The 19,440-nt window shown below is 45.7% G+C and carries 20 protein-coding genes; 15 read left to right on the top strand and 5 right to left on the bottom strand.

Going from position 1 to position 19,440, the window contains the following annotated elements:
* Window positions 1–79: 79 nt before the first annotated feature.
* The 10 genes from glyQ to K3G25_RS05730 all read left to right on the top strand — a co-directional run bounded on the left by glyQ (window position 80) and on the right by K3G25_RS05730 (window position 11,142).
* The gene (glyQ, locus tag K3G25_RS05685) at window positions 80–967 is read left to right on the top strand and encodes a glycine--tRNA ligase subunit alpha (protein WP_003152984.1); all 888 of its coding nucleotides are present in this window, start codon (window positions 80–82) and stop codon (window positions 965–967) included.
* Window positions 960–2,999, top strand: a complete 2,040-nt coding sequence (gene glyS, locus K3G25_RS05690; protein ID WP_232489625.1) for a glycine--tRNA ligase subunit beta — start codon at window positions 960–962, stop codon at window positions 2,997–2,999. The genes glyQ and glyS overlap by 8 nt, the downstream gene beginning before the upstream one ends.
* A 100-nt stretch (window positions 3,000–3,099) precedes the next feature.
* Window positions 3,100–3,738 (top strand): transcriptional regulator CcpN, encoded by a 639-nt coding sequence (ccpN, locus tag K3G25_RS05695; protein WP_003152989.1) that lies wholly within the window; start codon window positions 3,100–3,102, stop codon window positions 3,736–3,738.
* A 25-nt stretch (window positions 3,739–3,763) separates the two neighbouring features.
* On the top strand, window positions 3,764–4,576 hold the full coding sequence (locus tag K3G25_RS05700) for a pyruvate, water dikinase regulatory protein (protein ID WP_003152991.1): 813 nt from the start codon (window positions 3,764–3,766) through the stop codon (window positions 4,574–4,576).
* Between the two features lie 255 nt (window positions 4,577–4,831).
* Window positions 4,832–5,338 (top strand): YaiI/YqxD family protein, encoded by a 507-nt coding sequence (locus K3G25_RS05705; protein ID WP_014418404.1) that lies wholly within the window; start codon window positions 4,832–4,834, stop codon window positions 5,336–5,338.
* A gap of 21 nt (window positions 5,339–5,359) precedes the next feature.
* Complete coding sequence (gene dnaG / locus K3G25_RS05710) at window positions 5,360–7,171, top strand: DNA primase (protein WP_007408290.1); 1,812 nt, start codon at window positions 5,360–5,362, stop codon at window positions 7,169–7,171.
* Window positions 7,172–7,363: 192 nt separating this feature from the next.
* A complete protein-coding gene (gene rpoD, locus K3G25_RS05715) occupies window positions 7,364–8,485 on the top strand; it encodes an RNA polymerase sigma factor RpoD (protein ID WP_003152998.1) in 1,122 nt (373 codons plus the stop codon).
* A gap of 350 nt (window positions 8,486–8,835) precedes the next feature.
* A complete protein-coding gene (gene cccA, locus K3G25_RS05720) occupies window positions 8,836–9,198 on the top strand; it encodes a cytochrome c550 (protein WP_003152999.1) in 363 nt (120 codons plus the stop codon).
* Window positions 9,199–9,314: 116 nt separating this feature from the next.
* Window positions 9,315–10,028: a tRNA (adenine(22)-N(1))-methyltransferase gene (locus K3G25_RS05725; protein WP_215522842.1), complete on the top strand. Its 714-nt coding sequence runs from the start codon at window positions 9,315–9,317 to the stop codon at window positions 10,026–10,028.
* A complete protein-coding gene (locus tag K3G25_RS05730; protein ID WP_029973408.1) occupies window positions 10,021–11,142 on the top strand; it encodes a Nif3-like dinuclear metal center hexameric protein in 1,122 nt (373 codons plus the stop codon). Before K3G25_RS05725 ends, K3G25_RS05730 begins: the two co-directional genes overlap by 8 nt.
* A 20-nt stretch (window positions 11,143–11,162) precedes the next feature.
* Here the strand turns inward: K3G25_RS05730 and K3G25_RS05735 are convergent, their stop codons facing one another.
* On the bottom strand, window positions 11,163–12,107 hold the full coding sequence (locus K3G25_RS05735) for a 4-hydroxy-3-methylbut-2-enyl diphosphate reductase (RefSeq protein ID WP_014418400.1): 945 nt from the start codon (window positions 12,105–12,107) through the stop codon (window positions 11,163–11,165).
* Window positions 12,108–12,229: 122 nt separating this feature from the next.
* Window positions 12,230–12,925, bottom strand: coding sequence for a VrrA/YqfQ family protein (vrrA, locus tag K3G25_RS05740; protein WP_012118006.1), 696 nt, complete (start codon window positions 12,923–12,925; stop codon window positions 12,230–12,232).
* A gap of 165 nt (window positions 12,926–13,090) precedes the next feature.
* On the opposite strand from vrrA, the gene K3G25_RS05745 reads away from it, so the two are divergent.
* Complete coding sequence (locus tag K3G25_RS05745; protein WP_014418399.1) at window positions 13,091–14,407, top strand: DEAD/DEAH box helicase; 1,317 nt, start codon at window positions 13,091–13,093, stop codon at window positions 14,405–14,407.
* 10 nt (window positions 14,408–14,417) lie between these two features.
* Entirely contained in the window at window positions 14,418–15,311 is an 894-nt protein-coding gene (locus tag K3G25_RS05750; RefSeq protein ID WP_014418398.1) for a deoxyribonuclease IV, read from the top strand.
* Window positions 15,312–15,343: 32 nt separating this feature from the next.
* Here the strand turns inward: K3G25_RS05750 and K3G25_RS05755 are convergent, their stop codons facing one another.
* Window positions 15,344–15,598: a DUF2624 domain-containing protein gene (locus tag K3G25_RS05755; RefSeq protein WP_014418397.1), complete on the bottom strand. Its 255-nt coding sequence runs from the start codon at window positions 15,596–15,598 to the stop codon at window positions 15,344–15,346.
* A gap of 118 nt (window positions 15,599–15,716) precedes the next feature.
* Between K3G25_RS05755 and K3G25_RS05760 the strand changes: the two genes are divergently transcribed.
* The gene (locus K3G25_RS05760; RefSeq protein WP_007408296.1) at window positions 15,717–16,598 is read left to right on the top strand and encodes a YitT family protein; all 882 of its coding nucleotides are present in this window, start codon (window positions 15,717–15,719) and stop codon (window positions 16,596–16,598) included.
* Window positions 16,599–16,721: 123 nt separating this feature from the next.
* Entirely contained in the window at window positions 16,722–17,132 is a 411-nt protein-coding gene (locus tag K3G25_RS05765; protein WP_003153018.1) for a zinc uptake transcriptional repressor Zur, read from the top strand.
* A 31-nt stretch (window positions 17,133–17,163) separates the two neighbouring features.
* Here K3G25_RS05765 and K3G25_RS05770 read toward each other — a convergent pair whose 3' ends face one another.
* A complete protein-coding gene (locus K3G25_RS05770) occupies window positions 17,164–17,745 on the bottom strand; it encodes a nucleotidase (protein WP_007408297.1) in 582 nt (193 codons plus the stop codon).
* Window positions 17,746–17,878: 133 nt separating this feature from the next.
* Between K3G25_RS05770 and K3G25_RS05775 the strand changes: the two genes are divergently transcribed.
* Window positions 17,879–18,256 carry a DUF308 domain-containing protein gene (locus K3G25_RS05775; RefSeq protein WP_087920773.1) on the top strand — a complete coding sequence of 126 codons (378 nt, stop codon included), beginning with the start codon at window positions 17,879–17,881 and terminating at the stop codon, window positions 18,254–18,256.
* A 33-nt stretch (window positions 18,257–18,289) separates the two neighbouring features.
* Here K3G25_RS05775 and ispG read toward each other — a convergent pair whose 3' ends face one another.
* Entirely contained in the window at window positions 18,290–19,408 is a 1,119-nt protein-coding gene (gene ispG, locus K3G25_RS05780; RefSeq protein ID WP_170616544.1) for a flavodoxin-dependent (E)-4-hydroxy-3-methylbut-2-enyl-diphosphate synthase, read from the bottom strand.
* Window positions 19,409–19,440: the final 32 nt, after the last annotated feature.

A 19,440-nucleotide genomic window follows, 5' to 3' on the forward strand; every position in this document is an offset into this window, starting at 1 on the left:
CGGCCGGCAAGCATAGAGACGGGAGTTTTTTGGTTGCCGCCGCACTTGTAAAAGAATGGAGAAAGTGGAGGTGCTTGAAATGAACATTCAAGATATGATTTTAACCTTGCAGAAGCACTGGTCGAATGAAGGCTGTGTGCTCATGCAGTCGTATGATGTGGAGAAAGGCGCAGGCACAATGAGCCCGTATACATTTTTACGAAGCATCGGGCCGGAACCGTGGAGAGTGGCTTACGTTGAGCCGTCCAGACGGCCTGCGGACGGACGGTACGGTGAAAACCCGAACAGGCTCTATCAGCATCACCAATTCCAAGTCATTATCAAGCCGTCGCCTGATAACATTCAAGAGCTTTACCTTGATTCATTGCGTGCGCTCGGCATTGACCCGCTTGAACATGATATCCGTTTCGTAGAAGACAACTGGGAAAACCCGTCTTTAGGCTGTGCAGGTCTCGGCTGGGAAGTATGGCTTGACGGGATGGAAATTACTCAGTTTACATACTTCCAGCAGGTGGGCGGAATTGAATGTAAACCGGTATCTGTTGAGATCACGTATGGTATTGAACGTCTCGCGTCATATATTCAGGACAAAGAAAACGTCTTTGATCTTGAATGGACGTCAGGATTTACTGTGAAAGATTTATTTATGATGGCTGAATATGAGCATTCCGTTTATACTTTTGAAACATCTGACGTGGATATGCTTTTCCATTTGTTCAGCACCTATGAAAAAGAAGCGATCAGACAAATGGATAACGGGCTCGTGCATCCGGCCTATGATTATGTGCTGAAATGCTCTCACACATTTAATCTGCTCGATGCAAAAGGCGCGATCTCGGTGACAGAGCGGACGGGTTATATCGGCCGTGTCCGCAACTTAGCGAGAAAAGTGGCAAAAACGTATTATGAAGAACGGGAAAAATTAGGGTTCCCAATGCTTAAAGAGGAGGGCTCTTCCCATGAGTAAACAAGACTTGCTTTTAGAGATCGGACTCGAGGAAATGCCGGCGCGGTTTTTACATGACAGCATGGTGCAGCTCGGTGAAAAGCTGACCGGCTGGCTGGCTGAAAAAAATATCGCCCATGGCGAAGTGAAACTTTTTAATACGCCGAGACGTCTGGCAGTATATATAAAAGACGTAGCAGAAAAACAGGCTGATATTCAGGAAGAAGCAAAAGGCCCTGCGAAAAAAATCGCTCTGGATGCTGACGGAAACTGGACAAAAGCCGCTATCGGATTTTCAAAAGGCCAAGGCGCCGGAGTGGATGACCTGTATATAAAAGATGTAAACGGCACGGAATATGTCTTCGTTCAAAAATTCCAGGCGGGACAAGAGACGAAGACACTTTTACCGCAGCTGGAAAATTTGATTGCCGGAATGCATTTTCCGAAAAACATGCGCTGGGGCACGCAGGATCTGCGCTATATCCGTCCGATCAAATGGATTGCCGCCCTCTTTGGAAAAGACGTCATTCCGTTTGAAATCACAAATGTCGAGACGGGCCGGAACACGCAGGGACACCGCTTTCTCGGCCAAGAAGTATCTGTTGATGCGCCGTCATCATACGAAAAGCTGCTGAAAGAACAAAGCGTCATTGCTGACCCGAAAGAACGCAAACAAATGATCCAAAGCCAGCTGGATGCGCTTGCGGCTGAGAAGAAATGGAACATTCCGATCGATGAGGACCTGCTGAACGAAGTCAACCATCTGGTGGAATACCCGACGGCGCTTTACGGATCTTTTGAATCCGAGTTTCTTTCTATCCCTGAAGAAGTGCTTGTGACAACAATGAAAGAGCATCAGCGCTACTTCCCGGTAAAAGATGAAAACGGGAATCTGCTGCCTCATTTTATTACGGTAAGAAACGGGAACAGCCATGCAATTGAAAATGTTGCCCGCGGAAACGAGAAAGTGCTGAGAGCAAGGCTTTCAGATGCTGCGTTCTTCTACAAAGAAGACCAAAAGCTGAACATTGATGAAAACGTGAAGAAACTGGAAAATATCGTTTTCCATGAAGAGCTCGGCTCCCTTGGAGATAAAGTAAGAAGAGTGGCCGCCATTGCGGGCAAACTTGCCGTCCGCCTGAAAGCGGATGAACAGACGCAAAAACTTGTGAAGCGCGCCGCAGAGATTTCTAAATTTGACCTGGTTACACATATGATCTATGAGTTCCCTGAGCTTCAAGGCGTAATGGGAGAAAAATATGCGCGCATGCTCGGTGAAGATGATGCCGTCGCTGCCGCTGTCAATGAGCACTATATGCCGAGAGCGGCCGGGGGAGAAGTGCCTTCAACCTTTACCGGCGCGGTCGTGGCGTTAGCTGATAAACTGGATACGATTGCTTCCTTCTTCAGCATTGACGTAATTCCGACAGGTTCTCAGGATCCGTACGGATTGCGCCGTCAGGCAAGCGGCATCGTTTCCATTCTGATCGACCGCAATTGGGACATTTCGTTTAAAGAGCTTCTGTCATTGACAGAAACGGAAAAAGAAAATGAGCTCCTCGATTTCTTTACACAGCGTCTGAAATACGTCTTAAACACTGAAGACATCCGTCATGACGTTATTGAAGCCGTTCTGGACAGCACAGAGCTTGAGCCGTATGCAGCCGTTCATAAGGCAAGAGTGCTTGAGAAGCACCTCGGCGCACCCGGCTTTAAAGAAACGGCTGAATCACTCGGCCGGGTTATCTCTATCAGCAAAAAAGGCGAGAGCCGGGATATCAAGCCGGATCTGTTTGAAAATGAACAGGAGGAAAAGCTGTTTGACGCTTATCAAAAAACAAAAGACAGTGTCGCGGAAAGCTTTGCCTCCAAAAACTATGAACAGGCGCTTGATGTGCTCAGCGGATTAAAGGAGCCGATTGAAGACTACTTTAATCACACGATGGTAAATGCGGACGATGAAGCATTAAAAACCAACCGTTTAGCGCAAATGACCGCTCTTGCAGATGTGATCAAGTCTTTTGCTAATATGAATCATCTTATTGTAAAATAAAGAAAAAGACGGTTGCTGTGTGATCGGCAATCGTCTTTTCCCCTTTTACATAAACATCACAGAATGAAAACATAGATAAAGAAACCCTTCCATAAAGGTGGTGAGTACGATCGAATTAAATAAACGGCAAGAACAAATTTTACAGATTGTAAAGGAAAACGGCCCGATTACCGGCGAGCATATCGCAGAACAGCTCAATTTAACGAGGGCCACGCTGCGGCCGGACTTGGCCATACTCACCATGTCAGGCTTCTTAGAGGCCCGTCCGCGGGTCGGTTATTTTTATACGGGGAAAACGGGAAATCAGCTGCTTGCGGATAAACTGAAAAAGCTGCAAGTGAAAGATTTTCAATCGATCCCTGTTGTCATCAATGAAAATGTCTCGGTATACGATGCCATCTGCACCATGTTTTTAGAAGATGTCGGCACGTTATTTGTCGTAGATCGTGATGCTGTCTTAGTCGGTGTGCTGTCACGCAAAGATTTGCTGCGGGCGAGCATCGGCCAGCAGGAACTTGCCTCAATACCGGTTCATATTATCATGACAAGAATGCCGAATATCGCCGTCTGCCGGCGTGACGATTATGTGATGGACATCGCCAAGTATTTAATTGAAAAACAGATCGATGCCCTGCCCGTTATTAAAGATACGGATAAAGGCTTTGAGGTCATCGGCCGGTTTACCAAAACGAATATGACTAAGATACTTGTCAGTTTATCAGAAAATGAAATCATATAAGCTTGAAAACTAACGGGGGGATAACATGGACAATCGCATCATTTATGTAGTATCAGACTCAGTCGGAGAAACCGCCGAACTCGTTGTAAAAGCCTCGCTCAGCCAGTTTAACGGCTCAGCCGATGATACGCATATCAGAAGAATACCTTATGTGGAAGATATCGGCACCATTAATGAAGTCGTGTCTCTCGCCAAAGCGGACGGCGGCATTATTTGTTTTACGCTCGTTGTTCCTGAAATGCGCAAATACCTGGTTGAACAAGCTGAAAAAGCGAATGTGCTGTATTACGATATTATCGGTCCGCTCATCGATAAAATGGAATCGGCTTACGGTCTGACCGCCAAATATGAACCGGGCCGCGTCCGCCAGCTTGATGAAGATTATTTCAAAAAGGTCGAGGCGATCGAGTTTGCCGTCAAATATGACGATGGCAGAGATCCAAGAGGCATTTTAAAAGCCGATATCATCCTGCTCGGAGTATCCAGAACGTCTAAAACCCCATTATCACAATATCTTGCCCATAAGCGTCTGAAAGTGGCCAATGTGCCGATCGTTCCTGAGGTCGATCCGCCGGAAGAACTGTTCAGCGTTGATCCGAAAAAATGCATCGGCTTAAAGATCAGCCCTGATAAACTGAACCATATACGAAAAGAACGGTTAAAATCTCTCGGCTTAAATGACAAAGCCATTTACGCCAATATCAACAGAATTAAAGAAGAGCTGGAGTATTTTGAGAAAATCGTGGACCGGATCGGCTGCCAAGTCGTTGACGTTTCGAATAAAGCGGTCGAGGAAACAGCGAACATCATTCATCATCTCAAAACAAAGGGCCGATAACTCAGGACGCTTTATCCTGGGTTTTTGGGTATGCAAATAGGGAATAAACAAAAAGGATGGCATCTTCGCGAAGTTTGTATTATAATAAAAAATTGTGATAAAATGTTTATTTTTAGGTTTAAGCTTCGTGTGATACGAATAAACTATTATGGGTAAGATGTCAAGAATAACTCCCGGAAATTTTTCGACAAAGCTCAAAATAGATCCGCAGTCATGGAGCATATGCGATTTCGCTTGTTTTTATGCAGGAGATTGATGGAGGGATGGAGAATTAGTCTTCTAAATGAAAAAGAAAAGACGATTTTTGTCGATGCAGACGCATGCCCCGTAAAAGAGGAAATAATGCTCATTGCATCGCAATTCAGCGTTCGGGTTATTTTCGTCGCATCATTTGAACACTACCAGCTTTCCAGAAGCAAAGACGAGAACTGGGTATACGTTGATCCTCATAAAGAAGCGGCGGATTTATATATCGCAAACCATGTGAGATCGGGAGACGTCGTAGTCACGCAGGATATCGGTTTAGCCTCTCTTTTGCTGAACAGAAATATTGCCGTCTTATCGGAAAGGGGCCGTTCTTATACTGAAGACACGATTGACTTCGCTCTGATGAGCCGTCATATGTCAGGCAAAATGAGAAGAAGCGGCATTCATTCCAAAGGACCTAAAAAATTAAATAAAGAAGATCGGAATCGATTTGTTACCCTGCTTAAAAAAATCCTGTCGAATGATGAAGGGATTTCAAATCAAAACATCGAATAATGTACGACGGAGTGTTATAAGATGGGAAACCGCATACCAGATGAAGTAGTTAATCAGGTGCAGCAGTCAGCAGACATTGTTGAAGTCATAGGTGATTATGTCCAATTGAAAAAGCAAGGCCGCAACTACTTTGGGCTCTGTCCGTTTCACGGGGAAAACACGCCCTCGTTTTCCGTCTCCAGCGATAAGCAGATCTTTCATTGCTTCGGATGCGGTGCGGGCGGGAACGTTTTCTCTTTCTTACGGCAGATGGAAGGCTATTCATTTACGGAAGCTGTTTCTCACCTTGCGGATAAATATCAGATTGATTTCCCTGATGATATAACGATTCACTCTGCATCCAGGCCGGAATCTTCCGGAGAGCAGAAGATGGCGGAAGCCCACGAGCTTCTGAAGAAATTTTACCATCATTTGCTAATAAATACAAAGGAAGGCCAGGAAGCGTTAGATTACCTTTTATCAAGGGGTTTTACGAAAGAGCTCATAGATGAGTTTGAAATCGGCTACGCGCTGGATTCCTGGGATTTCATGACGAAATTCTTGAAAAAGCGCGGTTTTGAGGAAGAACTGATGGAAAAAGCGGGTCTGCTGATCAGAAGGGAAGACGGCAGCGGGTATTTTGACCGTTTCAGAAACAGAATTATGTTTCCCATTCATGATCACCACGGAGCCGTGGCGGCTTTTTCAGGAAGGGCGCTCGGAAGCCAGCAGCCGAAATATATGAACAGCCCGGAAACGCCGCTGTTTCATAAATCTAAGCTGCTGTATAACTTTCATAAGGCGCGCCTGCCGATCAGGAAAGAGGAGAGAGCCGTTCTGTTTGAAGGCTTCGCTGACGTCATATCCGCCGTCAGCTCAGGCGTAAAAGAAAGTATCGCCACAATGGGGACGTCGCTCACCGAAGAACATGTGAAAATCCTCAGGAGAAATGTTCAGGAGGTCATTCTCTGTTACGATTCGGATAAAGCCGGGTACGAAGCTACGCTGAAAGCGGCCGGCCTGCTCCAGAAAGCCGATTGTAAGGTAAGAGTAAGCATGCTGCCTGACGGGCTTGATCCTGATGATTATATCAGAACCCGGGGCGGAGAAAAATTCCGGACCGATATCATTGATGCAAGCGTTACGGTCATGGCTTTTAAAATGCAATATTTCCGCAAAGGGAAAAACTTATCTGACGAAGGAGACCGGCTCGCTTACATGAAAGAAGTGCTGAAAGAAATCAGCGCTCTTTCCGGGTCGCTTGAGCAGGAAATGTATGTGAAGCAGCTCGCCTCGGAATTTTCTCTTTCGGTAGAATCTTTGACGGAACAGCTTTCCATCTACGCCAGACAAAACGCCCCCGGCGACAAAAACGCCGAACCGCAGACAAGACGGGCCCGGGTGACGACAAAAGCGAAACGGCGCCGTCTCCGTCCCGCCTATGAGAACGCGGAAAGACTTCTGCTCGCTCATATGCTGAGAGACCGAAACGTCATAAAGAAAGTGATTGAGCGTGTCGGCTTTGAATTTAACATTGACGGACATCGTGCGCTGGCAGCATACCTGTACGCTGTTTATGAAGAGGGTGCTGACATGACGCCGCAGCATCTTATGGCGAGAATGCAGGATGAGGAAATCAGCCAGCTGCTTTCAGATATAGGGATGCTCCAAGTAAACGAGGAGCTCTCAGAGGCCGAGTTATCCGATTACGTAAAAAAAGTGTTGGATCACCGAAAATGGTCAATGATAAAGGAAAAAGAAGCAGAAAGAGCGGATGCGGAGAGGCAGAAAGACTTCGTGAAAGCTGCGTCTCTGGCTCAAGAAATTGTTGCATTGAACCGATCATTAAAGTAACACCAAAAAGAGGCTTGCGTTCTGATTGGCAATGATTCCTTGCGGAGGAGCAAATAGATCGCTTAACCTCATCATGAATTGTCATTTATTATCCGCAGCCCTGCATGCTGAAAAAGAGAGAAGGCTTCCGGGTCGGATAAGAAACATACCGCTTTTAGAATTCGTTGCAAGCTTTGGAAGGAGGGATCCATAATGGCTGATAAACAAACCCACGAAACAGAAACAGAACTTACATTAGACCAGGTAAAAGAGCAGCTTACTGAAACTGGAAAAAAACGTGGCGTTTTAACATATGAAGAAATTGCTGAACGCATGTCCAGCTTTGAAATTGAATCAGACCAAATGGATGAGTATTATGAATTTTTAGGAGAACAAGGTGTTGAATTAATTAGTGAAAATGAAGAAACGGAAGATCCTAATATTCAACAGCTTGCCAAAGCCGAAGAAGAATTTGACCTTAATGACCTCAGCGTACCGCCTGGCGTAAAGATCAATGATCCAGTCCGCATGTACCTTAAGGAAATCGGACGGGTAAACCTTCTTTCTGCTAAAGAAGAAATCACCTACGCTCAAAAAATTGAAGAGGGTGACGAGGAATCTAAACGCAGACTGGCTGAAGCAAACCTTCGTTTAGTTGTCAGCATTGCTAAACGGTATGTCGGCCGCGGCATGCTTTTCTTAGACTTGATCCAAGAAGGAAACATGGGTCTCATGAAAGCCGTCGAGAAGTTTGACTACCGTAAAGGATATAAATTCAGTACGTATGCGACTTGGTGGATCAGACAGGCGATTACACGCGCCATCGCTGACCAGGCGAGAACAATCCGTATCCCGGTTCACATGGTGGAAACCATCAACAAATTAATCCGGGTGCAGCGTCAGCTTCTTCAGGATCTTGGCAGAGAGCCGACACCGGAAGAGATTGCTGAAGACATGGATCTTACGCCTGAAAAAGTCCGTGAAATATTAAAAATTGCTCAAGAGCCTGTTTCTTTAGAAACGCCGATCGGTGAAGAAGACGACTCACATCTCGGTGACTTCATCGAAGACCAGGAAGCGACATCTCCGTCGGATCATGCGGCATATGAGCTTTTAAAAGAACAGCTGGAAGATGTGCTGGATACGTTGACAGATCGTGAAGAAAACGTGCTGCGTCTCCGTTTCGGTCTGGATGACGGACGCACAAGAACTTTGGAAGAAGTCGGCAAAGTGTTTGGAGTAACGAGAGAGCGTATTCGCCAAATTGAAGCAAAAGCGCTTCGCAAATTGAGACATCCAAGCAGAAGCAAACGTCTGAAGGATTTTCTCGAATAGAATGGAACGGGTCTTTTTGATCCGTTCTTTTTTATGTATAAGATATATGGATAATATACCTTTATTTTACTGGATAAGCATATGTTTTGCAAATGAGTTCGGAAAAAATGCGGCATGTCCTGAAAGGGGGAAAATGAGATAAGTTTATTTATATTCTTTATTGTAAGCGTATACAATTCATTATACAATAGAATAAAGATAATTTTGTGATAAACAAAACAGTTATTTTTGCTTTTTGTATAAATTGTGAAATCAATGAAATTGCTGAGCAAGACCATTTACTTTTTGTAAAAATAAGTTAGAATTAGAAGTGTTTACATAGGGGGAGAATGAAAAAGGGGGATGGAGATATGAAGTGGAATCCGCTGATTCCTTTTTTGCTCATTGCAGTGCTGGGAATAGGGCTGACTTTCTTTTTAGCTGTAAAAGGCAACGGAGATGCGCATCAGATCGCAAGCGGCGGTGAAAGCAAAAATGCCGAGAAGGAAACTGCAAACGCTTCACCTGAAGAGATTTATAAAGCGAACTGCATCACCTGTCACGGGGAAAACTATGAAGGTGTGTCAGGGCCGAACTTAAAAGGCGTCGGCAAAAGAAAAGATGTCGCTGAGATTAAAACAAAAATTGAAAAAGGCGGCAACGGGATGCCCGCGGGCCTTGTGCCGGCCGAAAAGCTGGATGACATGGCAAAATGGGTTTCTGACATTAAATAAAGCTTTACCGGTCCCTATATAAAAGACATATGAAAAACTCTATCCGCCGCTTGGATTCCGGGCGGTTTTTTTATATGATAGTAAAGGAAAAAGAACCTGAGAAAAGTTGTGATATTGTGAATGAAATGAAGCTATCTAAAAGATTGCAGTCTGTGGCGGAATATATCCCTCCGGGTGCCCTGGTTGCTGATATCGGGTCGGACCACGCGTATCTTCCTTGCTATGCCGTTTTGAATCATTTGGCAAGCCGGGCAATCGCCGGTGAAATTACAGACGGGCCGTATCTATCCGCCAAACAGCAGGTGGAAAAACTGGACTTAAGCACTCTTATCTCCGTAAGGAAAGGTGACGGGCTGAGCGTCCTTGAAAAAGGAGAAGCCGGCGCCATTACAATCGCGGGCATGGGCGGAGCACTGATCGCTCATATTTTGGAGTCGGGAAAAACGAAATTGACGGGGCGTGAACGGCTGATTCTGCAGCCGAATATTCATGCCGTTCATATAAGAGAGTGGCTGTATCAGGAAGGCTATGAACTGCTTGATGAAGTGATTCTCGAAGAAGACGGAAAGTGTTATGAAATCCTCGTTGCGGAAACTGGCGACCGTGATACGCCTTATCGGGACGTGCCGATGGCTGCCGGAATGCTTGCGGGTCCGTTTTTATTAAAAGAGAGGAATGAAGTGTTTCTTCGGAAATGGAGCCAGGAACTTAAGCATACTGAACAAATTTATGAACAGATCAGCCGCAGCGCAAAGGATGAAAATCATGAAAAATTAGCTGAATTGAAAGAGCGGATCTCTCTGCTGAAGGAGGTAATCGGACATGCCTAAACATGTGAACGGACAGGAAATCATCCAGCTGTTTGAACAATTTTCACCGAAGGCTTTTGCGGTGGAAGGAGACAAAATCGGCCTGCAGATCGGTACATTGAATAAGCCGGTGAAAAATGTCATGGTGACACTGGATGTTCTGGAACAAACGGTAGATGAAGCCATTGAGAAAAAAGTTGACTTAATTATCGCCCACCATCCGCCGATTTTTCGGCCGCTTAAACAGATCACCACTGATCAGCCTGGCGGAAGACTGATTGAGAAATGTATAAAGCATGATATTGCCGTATATGCGGCTCATACGAATCTTGATGTAGCGGACGGCGGTGTTAATGACCTGCTTGCCGAAGCTCTCGGCCTGATAGACACAGAGGTGCTCGTCCCGACATACTCGGACCCGCTGAAAAAGCTTGCCGTATATGTTCCGAAAGACTATGAAGAAGCTGTAAGAACCGCACTCGGCAACGCCGGAGCGGGACATATCGGCAATTACAGCCATTGCGCGTTCTCCTCTGAGGGAATCGGCAGCTTTAAGCCGCTGGACGGGGCAGAACCGTTTATCGGACAGACGGGAGAACTGGAGCTCGTCCATGAAGTGAGACTTGAGACCGTTTTTCCGGCAAGTATGGAGAGAACCGTCGTAAAAGCGCTGAAAAAAAGCCATCCGTATGAAGAAGTGGCATATGATATTTATCCGGTGGAGCAGTCTCCGCTTGAAAAAGGGCTCGGCCGCATCGGAAAACTTCAGCAAGACATGACGCTTGAAGAGTTTGCGCTGTTTGTGAAAGAAAAGTTTGACGTTAACGGAGTACGGATGGTCGGAGAGCGAAACAGCAAGGTGAAAAAAGTCGCGGTTCTTGGCGGTGACGGAAATAAATATATTTATCAGGCAAAGCGGAAGGGTGCAGATGTTTACGTGACGGGCGATCTTTATTTCCATGTAGCGCATGATGCGATGATGATGGGATTAAACGTTGTGGACCCTGGGCATTATGCTGAAAAGATCATGAGAAAAGGCACGGCTGAGAAGCTTACGGCAATGGCCGGAGAGAAAAACTATGACGTGCGCATTTTCGCTTCCGAAACAGATACAAACCCATTTACCTTCTTATAAAAAAACTGAGGCCCCGGGCCTCAGTTTTTTATTTTTACTTTCGGAAGGATTTTTTTAAGCGGCACACTGTGTTCAAGCTGCCATGTCGATTCATCGTTGTGGTCAAACTGCTCTAAAAAGCGGATGACTTCCTTTGTAATCGGTGTCGGTGTTGATGCGCCTGCGGTAACGGCGACGGTATTGACGTCTTTCAGCCATTCGAGCTTCAGTTCACTGATGTCTCCGATTCGGTAGGCTTTTGTTCCGGCGATTTCTTCTGACACTTGCGCCAGTCTGTTGGAGTTATTGCTTTTCGGATCACCGACAACAATGGTTAAGTCCGCTTTTTTTGCCTGCTCTGATACAGCTTCTTGACGAACCTGTGTGGCCAGGCAGATTTCCTGATGGTATTCCACGTACGGGTACTTTTCTTTGACTGATTCCATAATATCGTGGACGTCCCACTGGGACATTGTCGTTTGGTTTGTAACGATTAATTTCTCAGCCTGAATATCGAGATTTCTCACGTCTTCCTCTGTTTCAACGAGATGAACGATTTCAGGAGCGACGCCGACGGCTCCTTCAGGCTCGGGGTGGCCTTTTTTGCCGATGTATATGACGTGATAGCCTTCAGCTTTTACTTTCCGGATTAAGTCATGTGTTTTCGTGACGTCCGGGCATGTGGCGTCAATCGTAACGAGCCCTTTTTCCTCAGCGACTTTTCTTACTTCCGGAGATACCCCGTGAGCCGTGAAAATAACGGTTCCTTTTTCCACCTGCTTTAAAATCTCCAGACGGTTTGTGCCGTCAAGCGTGTAAATGCCGTCTTCCTCAAAAGCATCTGTGACATGCTTATTATGAACAATCATTCCGAGTATATATATAGGTCTTGGCAGTGTTTTATCGAGTGACGCGTTTTTAGCTATGACCATGGCATCAACAACGCCGTAACAGTAGCCGCGCGGCGATATTTTGATAACGTTCAATGTAGATGTCCTCCTATCAAAAGTGAGTGTAGAGGCAATATAAAAAGCCGTAGTTAAACGGCTCAAATCTTGCATTCTTCTGATCTCATTATAGCTAATCTTTCGTGAGATATCAAAGAATGTTAAATATATAATTTCGGCTTTGATCTGCCCGATGTTCTTTTTGGACGCGGCTGTTCCGCTGAGTCTGCCTGTGCGGCGTCTTTTTCTTTTGAAGCGGATGCTTTTTCAGACGTCTTCTTTGATGTTTTGGATGAGGCGTCTGATTTGTTTTCATCTTCTGTTTCATCTGTTTTTTCAGCTTCATCCTTTTTGTCCTGTTCGTCTGTTTCTTTCGTCTCGTCAGATTCATTCTCGTCATCACTGCTGCTTAATTGGCTGTAAAGCTTCATCATGGCGGGCAGACTCCGTACTAAAGGACCGTACTGCTGGATCATCGGCGTAACCTGCTGCGCCACGCCGAGCACCTTCTGAACGTTGCCGAGCATGCTCGACAGGGATGCCGGACTTGCCAGGTTCTGTATTCCCTGCAATCCTGCACCTGCTCCTCCGCTGGCCGCCGCCGGTGCCGACGCGGCAGCGCTTCCTCCTCCTGAACCGGGTAAAAAACGGGAAAGCATCCCTTTTAAGCCCCCTCCGCCGCCCGTGCCTGCGTTTCTCAGGCCCGCTCCGGCAATCTGCTGCTGAGGGAAAAGCTGCCGGCCCTGCTGCATCAGCTGCCGGCCCGGCAATGACGGTCTTCCTCCCATCATCATACGCGGATTCATAAACGGCCGGCCCTGCTGCGCCATATTTCTCATCGGCTGCTGTGGAAACATACTTGTACCTCCTTTCTGTCTCTCTGCTATTACAATATGCATCGGAGGGGGCATTTGCTTTTCTGTCTCGAAAACAGGATTCCCCCGAGACATGGTGTTTTTAAGTAAAATCGGTTATAATGTGATGATGGACACAGAATGTGCCGCTTTAAGGAGCTGGGAAAAATGAAAGAAACTAAATTTGATGGATACAACTTAAAACCGTTTATTATAGATGCAGTTCACCGCCTTGGTTTTTATGAACCGACAGATATTCAAAAGCGTCTGATACCTGCCGTACTGAAAAACGAAAGCGTGATCGGGCAGTCCCAGACGGGGACGGGGAAAACCCACGCCTATTTATTGCCAATTTTGAATCGGATTGATCCGGGTTCTGATACGGTACAGGCTGTTATCACGGCGCCGACGAGAGAGCTTGCCAATCAGATTCATCAGGAAGCGCTCAAAATCACACAGGGTGCGGAAGATGAGCCGATCCGGACAAAATGCTTCATCGGCGGGACGGACAAGCAAAAATCAATTGATAAGCTGAAAACACAGCCTCATCTCGTCGTCGGAACGCCGGGCCGGATCGCGGATCTGATTAAGGCGCAGGCATTGAACGTCTATAAAGCGCAGTCTCTCGTCATTGACGAAGCTGATCTGATGCTTGACATGGGCTTTTTAGAAGACGTTGATTTCATCGGATCGCGTATGCCGGAAGAACTTCAGATGCTAGTGTTCTCAGCTACGATTCCGGAAAAGCTGAAGCCGTTTTTGAAAAAGTATATGGAAAATCCGAAGTACGCGCATGTTGAGCCGAAAAGAATCACAGCCGAAAAGATTGAACATGTTTTGGTTCCTTCTAAACAGCGTGATAAAGACAAACTGCTTTTTGATATGATGTCTCATCTGAACCCTTATCTGGGCATTGTGTTTGCAAATACGAAAAACACGGCTGACCATATTGCGAAATATCTGACTGAAAAGGGCATGAGGATCGGTCTTCTGCACGGGGGATTAACGCCGCGTGAGCGTAAGAAGGTAATGAAGCAGATTAATGATCTGGAATTCACTTATGTCATTGCGACAGACCTTGCGGCAAGAGGAATTGACATTAAAGGCGTAAGCCACGTCATCAACTATGAGCTTCCGGACGATCTGGATTTTTATGTTCACCGCGTCGGTAGAACTGCACGCGCCGGTTCATCAGGTCAAGCACTGACCATTTATGAGCTTTCTGACGAAGATGCGCTCGTAAGACTCGAAAAGATGGGTATTGTGTTTGACTATGCGGAGCTTGTAAACGGCGAATGGAAGAAAGGCGATGACCGCCACCGCCGCAAAAAACGCAAAAAATCGGAGAATGAGGCCGACCAAATGGCGAAGCGCCTCGTGAAAAAACCGAAAAAAGTGAAGCCGGGCTATAAAAAGAAAATGAGCTACGAAATGGAAAAGATAAAAAGAAAGCAGAGAAGAAACAAATCTAACAAAGGAAAGTAGGGGAATCGGGTTGCTGAAAATAGGTTCACACGTCTCAATGAGCGGAAAACATATGCTCCTTGCCGCAAGCAAGGAAGCTGTTTCGTACGGGGCGAATACATTTATGATCTATACGGGCGCTCCCCAAAACACGCGCCGCAAAAAAATTGAAGACTTGAATATTGAAGCGGGCCGCGCCCATATGAAGGAAAACGGCATCGACGAGATTGTCGTGCATGCGCCGTACATCATTAACATCGGAAATACGACAAATCCGGCAACGTTTGAGCTGGGCGTTGATTTTCTGCGTTCTGAAATTGAAAGAACGGCAGCGATCGGCGCGAAACAAATCGTGCTTCATCCAGGAGCGCATGTCGGAGCCGGGGCTGAGACGGGCATCAAAAAAATCATTGAAGGTTTAAACGAAGTGATTGTTCCCGGTCAAAACGTGCAGATTGCGCTGGAAACAATGGCGGGCAAAGGATCAGAATGCGGAAGAAGCTTTGAAGAGCTGGCCGAGATCATTGCGGGAGTCACGCATAATGAACATCTATCCGTCTGCTTTGACACTTGCCACACCCATGACGCCGGGTATGATGTCGCTAATGATTTTGACGGTGTTCTTAACGAGTTTGATAAAATCGTCGGCATCGATCGGATAAAAGTCCTTCATGTTAACGACAGTAAAAATATCAAAGGCGCCCGGAAAGACCGCCATGAAAATATCGGGTTCGGAGAGATCGGTTTTGACGCTCTGCAGTACATCGTTCATCACGAGCAGCTTGCCGATATTCCGAAAATCCTCGAAACACCGTATGTAGGCGAAGACAAGAAAAATAAGAAGCCGCCGTACCGTTTTGAAATCGAAATGCTGAAAGAAAAGCAGTTTGATAAGGAGCTTCTTGAAAAAATATCAGCTCAATAAGAAAGAAAGGAGGGGCGGGTGTCCCTCCTTTCTTACCCTGAGAATTGATTGAAAAGTTCGTCAACTTTCCGCGCCGTTTCTTTTGAGGTTATCGTTTCCACTTTTTTCAGCAGGCGCAGCCGCTCCTGATCATCAAAAATATTGATGTTTTTTCCGTGCATCAGAGCCGCTACCTCAGCCGCTTGACTCCTCGTAATGCTGATTCCGTATTGCTTGGAATATTTCAGCAGATCGTCCGCAGTGACTTGATTGAGCCGCTGCAAAATAATTCTTTGTATTAAAATCATCGATACTTTCACCTCTTTAGACATAATGTATTGAGCAGATCATTAAAATGTTACAGCTTTTAATGGTAAAATAAAGTTGCTTACTGTTTAAAATAGTTATTATAGGAAAGGAGATTTTATGACCCCAAATAAACAGCATAAAAGAGAATCATTTTTACACTTTATCTTCAGGGTCATTATGATTCTGATCGGGGCGGGTTCAGCCGCCGTAAGTATTGAATTGTTTCTGGTCCCTAATAATTTTATCGACGGAGGCATTATCGGTGTTTCATTAATTTTAGACCACCTCTTTATGTCCAATCCCCTCCTCAATTTTGCCTTATTCGTTGTGTTACTCAACATTCCATTTATGATTTTCGGATATAAATATATCGGAAAAACATTTCTCATCTCTACTGTTATCGGAATCGTCGGTTTAGCGCTGATTGAATCCTCATTGCACCATGTGGAGGCCATTACGACCCAGCCTATTTTGGCGACAGTATTCGGGGGGCTTTTGCTCGGTTTCGGGGTAGGCCTTGTCATCCGAAACGGAGGCTCGATGGACGGTACTGAAATCCTCGGTATCCTTCTCACGAAAAAGCTGCCCTTTTCAGTCGGGGAATTCGTTATGCTCATCAATGTGTTTATTTTCATTTGGGCCGGTTTTGTGTTCGGTCCGGAGCAGGCAATGTATTCTTTCATGACTTATTATATTGCCATGAAAACGATTGACGCCGTCATCCAGGGGCTTGATGAAACAAAAGCGGTCATTATTGTTGCAGAGCAATATGCTGAGATCTCAGATGCTATATTGCACCGGCTTGGACGGGGAACTACCAAGCTTCAGGGAAAAGGCGGATATACGGATGAAACCAAAGAAGTCATTTACGCGGTCGTGACAAGGCTTGAAGTGACTAAATTGAAATCCATTGTGTTTGAAATTGATAAAAACGCCTTTATTACGATCATGAATACCCATGAAACGAGGGGCGGTAAGTTCAAAACCGCGATTCACTAGGCTTTCATTTACTTTTCATCATTTTATAGGTATAATTTGATACATCATAAGAAAATGGCCTGCTGTTCAGACAGCTGCCATTTTCTTTTTGGAGCGATACCGTGTTGTAAAGGGGAGGTCCTCATGAACGTACAAGAAGCGTTGAACCTGCTGAAAGAAAAAGGGTATAAATATACGAGTAAGCGAGAAGACATGCTGCAGCTTTTTGCTGATTCTGATAAATATCTGACCGCCAAAAACGTGCTTGCCGCATTAAATGACGACTATCCGGGTCTGAGCTTTGATACCATATACAGAAATCTTTCGTTATATGAAGAACTCGGCATTTTGGAAACGACGGAGCTTTCCGGAGAAAAACTGTTCCGTTTTACATGCTCTTATACCCATCATCATCACCATTTTATCTGTTTAACCTGCGGGAAAACGAAGGAAATTGAGTCCTGTCCGATGGATAAGCTGCACGATGATTTGGAAGGGTATGAAATCAGCGGCCATAAGTTTGAAATTTACGGCACCTGTCCGGCGTGCCGATAAAAAACCTCCTGCTTATACAGGAGGTTTTTTTTCAGCTTTTCACATGCTGAAAGCTATGTTTGTTTTTATTAATCCAGGCGACGGCTTCAAGCCAATTCTGCACCCTGATAATATTGGAATCGATGGGGAGCTGATTATATGGGGAGTTAAAAAGGATAACCGGAATGCCTGCTTCTTTTGCGATCATTGTCGCATTGCCGTGGTGATCTTCGAAAAATAAATCAATGCCGTGTTTTTTGACCGCTTCCACTTTGTGATGGCCTCCGACAAGCTCAATGTGATCGTAATGAATGTCCCGGTTTGCAAACCAGTCCAGCGTAACATCTTCTAAGTGGCCGCGTCTTGCCGTAATGTAGATCAGACGGTGCTCTTCTTTCAGTCCGTCCAGTGCCTGCTTGGCAAATTCCGCGAGCTTCGCTTCTTTATATATGGCTGCTTCATGAACGTTCATCCATTCCCAAAATTCCTCGTCTGTAATGTTCAAAAGCTTCGTCAGATCATAATCAGTCATATCATCCAAGGTAATGGAAAGATGAAATGAGCGGTTTAAATAAGGGACAAATGTATCCTGTGCCGTAACTGTGCCGTCAATATCTATACCTAACCGTAACATGTCCACACTCCTATAAATTCATCCCTTCAAGTGTAACATAAACAATTAACAATACCAGAAAAGTTTAGCAAACATGAATCCGTAAAAAACGCGGAAACTAAAAAAGCTCCTTTCATAAAAGAAAAAGGGGGAATTGAAGGTGGCATACGATTACGAAAATCGAAAAGGCAACGACTACTATGTGGATCATGGATCGGAAGGAACCGATATCACGCGTGATGTTTATTCAGAAGAAACAGCGGCTGAAATTTCAGAGCCATATCGTGCTTCTGACCGGGCAGCAGACCGTGATGATAACCGGGACGGAGTAAGTGAAGGCCGGGGGATAGGGTATGCAGCATTGGCTATTTCTATCATTTCCCTGTTTGTGCTCCCTGTTTTATTAGGGGCATGCGGCATTATCGTCGGCTATATCGCCAGAAGAAGAGGAGCAGGCGCTTTAGGCGGATGGGCGATGGGAATCGGTATTGTTTCCCTTGTGCTTGGCATCTTCATTACACCGTTTTTTTAACACAACGCAAAAAAAAGCTTGGCGGAATATCCGTCAAGCTTTTTGTGTTTCTTGTTCTGCTTTTGCTTTTTCCGCTTCAAGCTTTGCGTAGTGTTCTTCTGCCAGCTTGTCGATTTCTTTTTTCAGCTCATCGACCATGGTTTCTTCAGGGACTTTGCGGACGATTTGGCCTTTGCGGAAAAGAAGGCCTTCGCCGCGCGCACCGGCAATCCCGATATCGGCTTCTCTTGCTTCACCCGGTCCGTTAACGGCGCATCCGAGAACGGCTACTTTAATCGGCGCTTTGACTTTAGAAATGTATTCTTCCACTTCATTTGCGATGCTGATAAGATCAATTTCGATCCGTCCGCATGTCGGGCATGAAATAAGCGTAGCCGCGTTTGAAGCAAGACCGAATGATTTCAGCAGTTCTCTGGCTACTTTTACTTCTTCAACCGGGTCGGCGCTCAGAGAGATCCGGAGCGTGTTTCCGATTCCTTTGCTTAAAATCGCTCCGAGTCCGGCCGCGCTTTTTACCGTTCCGGCAAACAGCGTGCCCGATTCTGTAATTCCGAGGTGGAGCGGATAATCAAATGCTTTTGACGCTTTTTCGTATGCTTCTATGGCTAGATTGACGTCAGACGCTTTCATGCTGACGATGATGTCATGAAAGTCAAGGTCTTCCAGGATTTTGATATGATGAAGCGCACTCTCAACCATTCCGTCAGCAGTCGGATAGCCGTATTTTTCTAAAATGCGTTTTTCCAAAGAACCCGCGTTTACGCCGATCCGGATCGGAATTCCTTTTTCTTTCGCCGCTTTTACGACGGCTTCCACTTTTTCGCGGCGGCCGATGTTACCCGGGTTGATTCTGATTTTGTCGGCGCCGCCCTCAATTGCTTTTAATGCAAGCTTGTAGTCAAAATGAATATCGACAACGAGAGGGATGGAAATTTGTTTTTTGATGTCGGCAATCGCGTTAGCGGCGCGTTCGTCCGGACATGCCACCCGGACAATTTGGCAGCCGGCTTCGGCTAAACGGTTGATTTCCGCAACTGTTGCTTCTACGTCGTGTGTTTTGGTCGTCGTCATACTCTGAATGACGACTTCGTTATTTCCGCCTATTGTTAAAGGTCCCACTTTGACGGGACGCGTTTTTGTACGATGTGTGATTTCACTCACTTGTCAATCGCTCCTTAATTGTA

The sequence above is a fragment of the Bacillus sp. FCW2 genome (genome assembly GCF_021228595.1).
Classification (GTDB): domain Bacteria; phylum Bacillota; class Bacilli; order Bacillales; family Bacillaceae; genus Bacillus; species Bacillus velezensis.